This window comes from Biostraticola tofi, from assembly GCF_004343195.1.
Lineage (GTDB): Bacteria > Pseudomonadota > Gammaproteobacteria > Enterobacterales > Enterobacteriaceae > Biostraticola > Biostraticola tofi.
Genome location: NZ_SMCR01000007.1, coordinates 214,151 through 223,700 on the forward strand (window position 1 = coordinate 214,151; position 9,550 = coordinate 223,700).

At 51.6% G+C, this 9,550-nt stretch carries 10 protein-coding genes and 1 pseudogene; 2 read left to right on the forward strand and 9 right to left on the reverse strand.

Annotation, left to right across the window (positions count from 1 at the left end):
* Window positions 1-2: 2 nt before the first annotated feature.
* The 8 genes from EDC52_RS14995 to ppiB form a co-directional block, all read right to left on the reverse strand.
* The gene (locus tag EDC52_RS14995; protein WP_165911733.1) at window positions 3-956 is read right to left on the reverse strand and encodes an ornithine cyclodeaminase family protein; all 954 of its coding nucleotides are present in this window, start codon (window positions 954-956) and stop codon (window positions 3-5) included.
* A gap of 15 nt (window positions 957-971) precedes the next feature.
* Window positions 972-1,481 (reverse strand): MaoC family dehydratase, encoded by a 510-nt coding sequence (locus EDC52_RS15000; protein WP_131866278.1) that lies wholly within the window; start codon window positions 1,479-1,481, stop codon window positions 972-974.
* Window positions 1,482-1,497: 16 nt separating this feature from the next.
* Window positions 1,498-2,310, reverse strand: a complete 813-nt coding sequence (locus EDC52_RS15005; protein WP_131866280.1) for an HpcH/HpaI aldolase/citrate lyase family protein — start codon at window positions 2,308-2,310, stop codon at window positions 1,498-1,500.
* 31 nt (window positions 2,311-2,341) lie between these two features.
* Window positions 2,342-3,403: a cupin-like domain-containing protein gene (locus EDC52_RS15010; protein WP_165911734.1), complete on the reverse strand. Its 1,062-nt coding sequence runs from the start codon at window positions 3,401-3,403 to the stop codon at window positions 2,342-2,344.
* Between the two features lie 363 nt (window positions 3,404-3,766).
* Window positions 3,767-4,864 (reverse strand): 5-(carboxyamino)imidazole ribonucleotide synthase, encoded by a 1,098-nt coding sequence (gene purK / locus EDC52_RS15015; RefSeq protein WP_131866284.1) that lies wholly within the window; start codon window positions 4,862-4,864, stop codon window positions 3,767-3,769.
* Entirely contained in the window at window positions 4,861-5,370 is a 510-nt protein-coding gene (gene purE / locus EDC52_RS15020; RefSeq protein ID WP_131866286.1) for a 5-(carboxyamino)imidazole ribonucleotide mutase, read from the reverse strand. The genes purK and purE overlap by 4 nt, the downstream gene beginning before the upstream one ends.
* A gap of 150 nt (window positions 5,371-5,520) precedes the next feature.
* On the reverse strand, window positions 5,521-6,255 hold the full coding sequence (locus tag EDC52_RS15025) for a UDP-2,3-diacylglucosamine diphosphatase (protein WP_131866288.1): 735 nt from the start codon (window positions 6,253-6,255) through the stop codon (window positions 5,521-5,523).
* Window positions 6,256-6,264: 9 nt separating this feature from the next.
* On the reverse strand, window positions 6,265-6,759 hold the full coding sequence (gene ppiB / locus EDC52_RS15030) for a peptidylprolyl isomerase B (RefSeq protein ID WP_131866290.1): 495 nt from the start codon (window positions 6,757-6,759) through the stop codon (window positions 6,265-6,267).
* A 300-nt stretch (window positions 6,760-7,059) separates the two neighbouring features.
* Here ppiB and cysS point away from each other — a divergent pair, with 300 nt between their 5' ends.
* Window positions 7,060-8,445 (forward strand): cysteine--tRNA ligase, encoded by a 1,386-nt coding sequence (gene cysS / locus EDC52_RS15035; RefSeq protein WP_131866292.1) that lies wholly within the window; start codon window positions 7,060-7,062, stop codon window positions 8,443-8,445.
* Between the two features lie 412 nt (window positions 8,446-8,857).
* Window positions 8,858-9,052, forward strand: a complete 195-nt coding sequence (locus EDC52_RS15040) for a glycosyltransferase (protein WP_131866326.1) — start codon at window positions 8,858-8,860, stop codon at window positions 9,050-9,052.
* 262 nt (window positions 9,053-9,314) lie between these two features.
* Here EDC52_RS15040 and EDC52_RS20105 read toward each other — a convergent pair.
* Window positions 9,315-9,550: pseudogene (locus EDC52_RS20105) on the reverse strand (IS3 family transposase); the annotation flags it as partial.

Sequence of the window (9,550 nt, forward strand, 5' to 3'; positions counted from 1 at the left end):
GTTCACTTCTCCCCTTCCTTGTCCACAGCAGTGGACTTTTGCTGGCTGAGCAGAAAGCTCACCGTGAGCAGATCCAGGTAGCCATGGCCGGTGGAACTGAAAATACTGCGGCATGATTTATACCAGCGCGTTTCACTGGTCACTAAGCGATAGAGGTCAATTGCATTGCGATGCAGGACGCCGGCTTCTTCGATAGCGGTGGGCAAATCTTCAACGATAAGGGTTGATTGCTTCAGCAGGGCGAGGGGCAATTCGCGCGAATGGGGGGTATGGGCGCCCATACAGTTAATGTGCACGCGGGGTGCCAGCGGTATAGGCTGAAAAAGCGGCTGGTCGCTGGTGGTTGCGGTACAAATGATATCCGCCTCTGCGAGGGCGGCTTCAGCGTCGGTTGCGGCGGTAATCGTCGTTTCTTCGCCGAAGGTCTGGATAAATTTACCACATAATGCGCTGCGACGTTCTGGCTGACGGGAACACAGCGTAATACTTTTGATTCGCCTGACCGACATGACCGCCATGATTTGCTGCCAGGCAAGCACGCCGCTGCCGAACACACATAATGATTCTGCATTGTCGGCTGCGCAATAATCAGTAACCAATGCGGATACCGCTGCGCATTTAAGGTTGGTGATTCTCTTACCGTCCAAAATGGAAATCGGCCTGCCGCAGGTGCCGTCAAAAACGCAGACACTGGCCTTAACGCTGCTTTCCCTTGAGGGCACCCCAGTCACCAGGCTGGCAATTTTAGTGATAAACAGATTTGCCTCAGGGCACCAGGCGGGCATAACACCAAAGGTCGAGCCATGTCGTGGCGGCGATATCAGTGTTCTCAGCGGCACGATCGCACGGTGAATCTGTCCCTTCTGATAGCTGTTTTCGATAGCTGCCATCAAGGGTAACAGGTAAGGCAAATCGGCTGCTTCAGGATAATCGTATTGGGGGGCTGGGTTGACCATAGCCATACTCCGTCATTAGTCATCTGTTTTCAGAGAGATAAGGAAACTGCGTTCCCAGCTCAGGACGGTCTTTTGATGCTGATTCAGTCCATGGGTCTGGATGGTGACGATGCCCTCTCCAGGGCGAGTGGCCGAAGGTCGTTTCGCCATTACCGTAGACCGGGCATACAGGGTATCGCCGATAAAAACCGGCTTGAGAAGTTTGATGTTATTCCATCCGAGGTTCGCGATTGCCCGGGCGCTGGTGGACGCCAGGCTGAGTCCGCCTATGATTGAGAAGGTCACCAGGCTGGAAACTAGCGGTTTGCCAAAGGCGGTGGTAGCGGCGTAGGCATGATCAATGTGCAAAGGATGGGTGTTGAGATTTATCAGCGATTGCCAGGTATTATCCGCCTCGGTTATGGTCCTGCCGGGGCGATGTTCATAGATATCACCCACGGTGAAATCATCATAATGGAGACCGTGGGACTCCTGATAATGCTGATGACCAATTTTTTTCAGCAAAGACAGCGGCTTGTCAGTCATGACCTTATCCTTGGGATTAATCTTCGATAATCGCTTTGGCATGTTTCAAATGCGGCGGCCCGACCAAGACATCGGACAGGGTGAACACCGGCCCGGTGATATTTTGCTGGGCTTTATCAACAATTTCCCTCGCAAGGGATTTGTCGCGGTTGCTGTCGCAGAAGTTGCGGTTGATGGCCGCTACCTGACGTGGATGGAGCGCTATCTTTCCCTTGAAGCCAAACTTCCGGGCCTGGAGGATCTCCGTTTGCAGGCGGTCAATGTCATGCAGTGCAAAACATGGAGCATCAATAGCCATGATCCCCAGGCGATGGGCGTGCAGGCTTATCTCCATTTTGATTAACCTGGCCATTTCCGACGGAAAATGCTGCGGAGCGATATTCATTGATACCGAAAAATCAGCACTGCCAAAGATGACGCCGGCCAGGCCTGGCACCGGAGCCTTCATCTGGCAGAGTTCATAATGAGTGCTGATGCTCTCAATAACGGCAAAAAGTCGAACATCGCCAAGAATATCGCGCACCATTGAGGCGTCTCGGCAAATACAGGATTTTGGTACGATAATAATGTCTGGAACAATATTATTTATTTTCAAAAATGCCAGATCGTCCAGGCCGTCGCGCATATTGAGCGGGTTAATACGAATAGCGCTTGAATAATGCCCTGGATGCCGGAATTGATCTGCCAATGCTATTCTGGCTGCCTGCTTGTTTTCAGGAGACACCGAATCTTCCAGATCAAAATGAATAATATCAGCCTGTACTGAAATGGCTTTATCAACCATGCCAGGATGTGTGGCGGGTGAGCACAGCCAACTACGATAATTCATATATTATCCTTAATGTTGCGCCAAAATTAGATTATTTTAATAACAAACTTTCAGGACGATTGACTGGCCTGTACTTAGGTAGCGGGTCAGGAATATAGCTGGCAATATCCACCAGCAATGGCGCTCTGCCTATGGGGAGGCCATAATGGCGACACAATGATTGGATGCGATTAAGGCCGGTATTATCCTGCTCGGGGTTCAAGGCCTCTTCGAGGATTTTTTCGCGGCGGGCCTGCGAGAGATCCGGTGAGCACAGCAACTGGGCCAGACCCTGACAATAGCAGTCCGGATAAGTGGCATTCAACAGCCGGGTGATAACATTGCTGCGGCGGAACCTCAGGTTGAGTGACCAGCAATCATCAAGATAGTCGGCATAGTGCCAGGCAAACGGTGGAAAATAAAGGGCTTCCCCGGGTTCCAGTATGACCTCGCAGCCGCCGGTGTATTCCAGGAAACGCCGGCGATCATCCTCGCTGAAATTCTGTAAGGACCAACTGCTGAACTGGCTGATTGGAGCAAGTTTTGCCGATGCTTCCGGAGGGAAAACAATTAATCGTTTACGGCCATATACCGAATACAGCAGCGCATGCAGGCCGTCTTTATCAAAGTGAATATTGGAAAAGCTGCCTTTGATGCCAATGAAATTATGGTTGAGCAGCTCAGGGCTTTCACCCGGTATTGGCCTGGTAAAGGCCGGCGGGGTAAAAAAACGCTGCCATGGGGCACTGGTTTTAAATGCGATACGCAGCAAATGCCGGTTTTTCCTGCCGCACGCATAATAGAAATATTCCCTGAGCCTGATGCTGTCACCCGCGTAGTGCGGGATGCCGTCATCTTTTTTACCCGGTCGGAATTGCGCTGGCAGCCGATTGGCAAGATGCTGTCTGATATCCTCAATGGCGACAGCGTCGTCATAGCTGTTATCCAAGGGGATGAGCATATCACCCAGATGCCCTATGGCAGCTTCCTTAGTGGAAATAGTGCGTATCGGCTCGCCGGCAAAAAGGTCAGTGATAACGACGGCTTTATGCCTATGTATTATATTTTGATTAAATTCCTGGGTAGCGGGCAGGGCGATTCTTGGGATCTCCAACGGCAGCCTCCTTCTGGCAGCATCTAAAGGGTCGCGATTGCCACACTTATTCAATAGAATTCAAAATATAGAAAATAAATAAAAAATATTAAACTAATTCTTTATTGTTTCTTTATAAGTTTGCTGTTGTTTTTTTCTAAAATAGCATGACGCCGGTTGAGAGTGATCTTCTGTTGGGGTTAATGTTTACCATACTCGCCAGAATTAGCTGCGTCAAACTTCAATAAAATTAATTTGGCATTAACGACGCTTGGATAAATTAAGCTTTTAAATAGTGATAAAAAATTTAATATTATTACTAAGGATTCAATATAATAAAACCGCTGTATAAGGCAGCGGTTTCAGTATCAAAGGGACAATTCTTCAGATAGGGTGAGAGAGTTTTTGCCCTGCCCAATCGATGCCGCTTTGATATTCGGCAGGCAGCAGCGGGGCAAGTCGATGCAGCGTCTGGGCGATCTGCCTGCTGTCCGGGTCAGAAATATTGATATGCCCGACCTTACGCCCGGGTCGTACGACTTTGTCATACCAATGCAGATGCGCTAAAGGCTCGCTGAGCCAGTCGCTGCAGACCTCGGTACCGATAAGGTTGATCATCACCGAGGGAGCAGTCACCGCGGGCTGTGGCAGCGGTAAGCCGAGAATCGCCCGCAAATGCAGTTCAAACTGGCTTATCGAGGCGCCGTTCTGCGTCCAGTGGCCGCTGTTATGAACCCGTGGCGCCAGTTCATTGATCAGCAGACCGCTGTCGACGATAAAGCATTCCATTGCCATTACACCGATATAACCCAGCTCGGACATTATGGCCGACAGCATGTCTTCAGCCTGCTGCTGCATGTCTTCAGCCTGCTGCTGCATGGCTGCCGCTGGCTGCGCAAACGCCACGCTGGCTCGTAAAATGCCGTCCTGATGGAGATTATGGGTCAGTGGGTAGAATACCATGCCGCCATCTTCGGCCCTGGCACCGACCAGAGAGACTTCACCTTTAAAGGCAATCCCTTTTTCAACGATGCATTCGCCGTAGCATTCTTCAGGCAGGTCGGATTCCTCCCCAGGATGCAGGCGCCATTGTCCACGGCCGTCATAACCGCCAACCCGGCGTTTGACAATGGCAAAATTGTCGAAGGAAAGAAAAATTTCAGGCCATTGAGCGGCAGCAGTCAGCGCTTCCCAAGGCGCGGTTGCCAGTTTCAACTCATCAAGCAGCTGCTTTTGGGTCAGACGATCGGCCAGACGCGGGAAAATATCGCGATTAACAAACGCCGGATGACCGGCGAGCTGCCGGGTGAGTTCGGTTTCGGGCCAGCGTTCAATTTCGGCGGTAATCACGCTCTGCTGGAAGGGCAGCGATTCAGGTTCGTCATTCAGCCCAACCGGGAAGACGGCGATGCCGAGTGGTTCGCCTGCCTGGCGCATCATCCGGCCTAATTGACCATTACCTAGTACACATACCGGCTTCATGCATCCTCCCGGGGATCGGGATGGGCGAGCACCTCATCCGTCTGCGCCTGGCGCCATGCGCTCAGGTTTTTCGCAAGCTTTTCATCATGCAAGGCTAGAATCTGGGCAGCCAGCAGGGCCGCATTGGCAGCGCCGGCTTTACCTATAGCCAATGTTCCGACGGGGATCCCCCGTGGCATCTGTACGATGGAATAGAGGCTGTCCACGCCGCTTAACGCTGCGCTCTGAACCGGTACGCCCAATACCGGCACCAGCGTCTTGGCGGCAAGCATGCCGGGTAAATGGGCTGCGCCGCCAGCACCGGCGATAATTACCTGGTAACCGGCAGCCGCCGCCTGTTCGGCAAAGCTGAATAACTTATCCGGGGTACGATGAGCCGAGACAACTTCAACGTCATAGGCGATGTCCAGCGTGGTGAGGATCTCGGCAGCAAACTGCATGGTAGCCCAATCGCTTCTGGACCCCATGATGATGGCAATTTTTGCCGGGGAAAAGGTGGATTGCATGCGCAGGGTGCTCCTGTAATAGTGGCCGGCGGCAGCCCTGCCAGGCCAGGGTGCCGTTCTAAGAGGGCGTAGAGCATATCATGTGAACCGCACGAGGAAAACGGTTGCGTGGTGGGTATGATGATAAATTACGCCGGCAAATGTCATCAACTAATCAGTGGATCCGAACGGGAACTCGATGAGCTCAATGCCATCGGCGCTGACGCGAACCATCGACCCCTGGTGGTGCCAGGCGCCGAGGACTGCACGGTGGGCTTCCCCCGCCGGCGTTACCAGCCGATGAACAGCCGGACGATGCGTATGGCCATGGATCATCCAGTCAACCTCCATCGCGACCAGTGTGCGTATAACTGCGCCGGGGTTGACGTCCATGATCTCGGCCGATTTGCCGCTGTTGGCCCTGCTACTGTTTGCCCGCAGTTTTCCAGCGATACGCAGCCGCCAGGTAAGCGGCAGCGCCAGAAACAAGCGCTGCAGCCATTTCTGATGGACTCGTCGGCGAAAGCGCTGATAAGCGTCATCATCGATGCACAAAGTGTCGCCGTGTAATGTGACGATACGGTGGCCTTCAAGCGTCAGGCGCTGCAGTTCAGGTAATAGGGTCATACCACTGGCGGCGGCAAAACGACGGCCCAGTAAAAAATCACGGTTACCGTGAATAAAATAGCAGGGCACCCCTTTGCGGTTGAGCTCACTCAGAGCACCGGCGATCATCTGGTGCAGCGGAGCCGGATCATCATCGCCGATCCAGACTTCAAACAGATCGCCCAGAATATATAGCGCATCGGCTTTTGCCGCCTGGTGCCGCAAAAAATGCAGAAAACCGGCAGTAATTGCCGGTTCTTGTTCATTGAGATGGATATCCCCGACGAAAAGGGTGCTCATCAGGAAGCGTTACTCGCCGAGCGTTACGCTGGTGATAATAACGTCATCTTTAGGAACGTCCTGGTGCATACCACTGCGACCGGTGGCGACGCCTTTGATTTTATCAACCACGTCCATGCCCGCGGTTACTTCGGCGAATACACAGTAACCCCAGCCATCGGCGCGTTCAGAACGGAAGTTCAGAAAGTCGTTGTCCACCAGGTTGATAAAGAACTGGGCAGTAGCGGAATGGGGATCATTGGTGCGGGCCATTGCCAAAGTGCCGCGGTTGTTCTTCAGGCCATTGTTTGCTTCGTTTTTCACCGGCGCCTGGGTTTCTTTCTGCGACATGCCGGGCTCAAAACCACCGCCCTGAATCATGAATCCATTAATAACACGATGAAAAATAGTGTTGTCATAAAAACCGCTGCGACAATAATCAAGGAAATTCTCAACAGTTTTAGGGGCTTTGTCGGCGAAAGTATTGATAACGATATCGCCATGGTTGGTGTGTAAAGTGACCATAATAATTGTCCTACAAGTCAGTAAAGGAGAGTATCCCGCTCGGGGAACAAGCAGACCGAATTTATAACATAACTGCGACGAGGAGTCAGCACTCAGCACCGCCCGTAGCGGGGCAAGGCGTGATCAAAGGCATTTTTATTCGTCAATTTCAGTCTAGCGAACGAACAAGAGGTCATATCGGCTGTTTCCCGATCTTGCATTCATGACGCCTTCGGGTTTCAATACGCCGTTAGGTTTATAAACCGACTACGCTTATTGATGCGCCCGCACTTACACGCTACCACCATGGACTGATTTTCGATGCTAAAGATTTTTAATAGTCTGACACGACAAAAAGAGGAATTTAAGCCTATTCATGCCGGGAAAGTGGGCATGTACGTGTGCGGCATCACGGTGTATGACCTCTGTCATATTGGTCATGGCCGAACTTTTGTGGCTTTCGATGTGGTGACTCGCTATCTGCGTTATAAAGGATACGATGTCCACTATATCCGTAATATTACCGACATAGACGATAAAATCATATCCCGGGCGGCGTTGAATAACGAGAGTTTTGAGCAGCTCACTGCGCGCATGATTGATGAAATGCACCGCGATTTTGACGCTCTCAATATTTTGCGCCCAGATGAAGAACCGCATGCCACCCATCATATGGCCGATATTATTGAAATGGTCGGTACATTGCTTGAAAAAAATCATGCCTATATCGCATCGAACGGTGATGTCATGTTTGCCGTTGATACTGATCCTGATTACGGCTTGCTTTCTCGCCAGGATCTCGACCAACTGCGCGCCGGCGCCCGGGTCGAGGTGGCCGATGTAAAGCATAATCCAGTGGATTTTGTATTGTGGAAAATGTCCAAGCCTGGCGAACCGAGCTGGACATCTCCCTGGGGCGAGGGACGTCCCGGCTGGCATATCGAATGCTCGGCAATGAACTGCAAACAGCTGGGCCACCATTTTGATATTCACGGCGGCGGATCAGATCTGATGTTTCCTCATCATGAAAATGAAATTGCCCAGTCACAATGCGCCCATGAAGGGCCTTATGTGAATTACTGGATGCATTCGGGCATGGTGATGGTGGATCGTGAAAAGATGTCCAAATCACTGGGTAACTTTTTTACCGTCCGTGACGTGCTGGCCTACTACGACGCTGAAACCATTCGCTATTTCCTGATGTCCGGCCATTATCGCAGCCAGCTTAACTACAGTGAAGAAAACCTGCGTCAGGCCCGCTCATCGCTGGAACGTTTGTATATCGCGCTGCGCGGTATGGATCCCGCCACGCAGCCTTTAGGCGGCGAAGCCTTCGAAAGCAGATTTTGCCAGGCGATGGACGATGACTTTAATACCCCTGAGGCCTATTCCACGTTGTTCGATATGGCCCGCGAGGTCAATCGCCTCAAGGTTGAGGATGCTGCGGCTGCAGCGGGTCTGGCAGCCTCCCTGCGCCGTCTGGCTGGGGTGCTGGGATTACTAGAGCAGGATCCAGAGCATTTCCTGCAACACGGCGCCTGTGTGGATGATGATGAAACGGCAGTGATAGAAGCGCTGATAAAACAGCGCAATGACGCCCGACGGGATAAACAGTGGCAGATGGCTGACGAGGCTCGGGACAAGCTGACCGCCATGGGGATCGTGCTGGAAGACGGCGCCGGGGGCACCATCTGGCGTCGTGGCTGACGGATCCCATGGTCCACAGGGTTAAATGCCTGGCGTGTCATGTCAATAATGGCGTGACACGCAATCAAGAAAAATATAATGCACTGCTGAGAGCATTTATAATGCACTGCGTGAGAGCATATAGATCATATTCCAGACCACACTACTCACTTTATCCCCAAGCAAATGGCGGCTAGGAATGCTACAGTTATCTCTGCCTGGAAATAGGTAGGAAGTCTGTAGCAATAAACACAATGCTCAATAATTTCTATTAATCACTAATATCGCATTGACCGTAATATTTACGCATTTTAGCCGGTTGTGATGCATTTTTACCTTTTATCCTTTGGCTCATCGCTATTTCCCCTCTAGCATCGCCGGACATAATTTACCTTCTGCTTATGAAGGATTTCCTCTCGTGCTTCTGGAAGCGATGGCCAGAGGCGTCTATTGCATCGCCGCGGATTGTGTCAGTGGCCCAAATGAAATTATAAACAGTGGCGTTAATGGCATATTATACGAGCCTGGTAATGTAAAGCGATTACAGGCTGCCATGGATAGTCTGCTCGCAGGAGCAGCCTTAGCCGATCAGAAGAATATCCAGGATGGAATACAAAAAAGTTTATGAAGAAACCTTCATAGAGAATTTCATTAAGGCATTAAAGTCCATAGCGTAATAGGGAGTATGAGCACCCTGTATCAACAGATGCTTTGTTTTGTTTGGGCTATTAGAAAAAGGCGCAACACTCTGTCGCGCCCTGTCGGCTGAGGACTTGGCCATGCTTGTGTCCGGTGCTGCGACCGGCAATTATTGTTGTGCAACCAGCGACTTCCAGTGCAACTGGCGCCAGATCGGTCAGTGTCAAGGTTGTTGTCACCCCCTTGCTGATTTAGGCTGCCTGTTTTTCCTGCTCAGGATTCAATGTCACGGTACTTATTGGCTGCCAGTTTCTTGTCTCTCCTGACCAGCGTTCCGGGTGCGCTGCCTGCGCCGCTCGGTATACCTCATCCCGCCGCATTAATATCTCCCGGTCATCGCCTCGGTGCCGCTGCGCCGGCGTCACGTAGCGTATACCACTGTGATAGTGCTCCTCGTTATACCAACGCGTAAAAATACCCACCCATT

Excerpts from the sequence above, each read along its gene's own strand:
- EDC52_RS14995 (WP_165911733.1), bottom strand. The coding sequence starts at position 956 with ATGGTCAACCCAGCCCCCCAATACGATTATCCTGAAGCAGCCGATTTG.
- EDC52_RS15000 (WP_131866278.1), bottom strand. The coding sequence starts at position 1,481 with ATGACTGACAAGCCGCTGTCTTTGCTGAAAAAAATTGGTCATCAGCAT.
- EDC52_RS15005 (WP_131866280.1), bottom strand. The coding sequence starts at position 2,310 with ATGAATTATCGTAGTTGGCTGTGCTCACCCGCCACACATCCTGGCATG.
- purK (WP_131866284.1), bottom strand. The coding sequence starts at position 4,864 with ATGAAGCCGGTATGTGTACTAGGTAATGGTCAATTAGGCCGGATGATG.
- purE (WP_131866286.1), bottom strand. The coding sequence starts at position 5,370 with ATGCAATCCACCTTTTCCCCGGCAAAAATTGCCATCATCATGGGGTCC.
- EDC52_RS15025 (WP_131866288.1), bottom strand. The coding sequence starts at position 6,255 with ATGAGCACCCTTTTCGTCGGGGATATCCATCTCAATGAACAAGAACCG.
- ppiB (WP_131866290.1), bottom strand. The coding sequence starts at position 6,759 with ATGGTCACTTTACACACCAACCATGGCGATATCGTTATCAATACTTTC.
- cysS (WP_131866292.1), top strand. The coding sequence starts at position 7,060 with ATGCTAAAGATTTTTAATAGTCTGACACGACAAAAAGAGGAATTTAAG.
- EDC52_RS15040 (WP_131866326.1), top strand. The coding sequence starts at position 8,858 with ATGGCCAGAGGCGTCTATTGCATCGCCGCGGATTGTGTCAGTGGCCCA.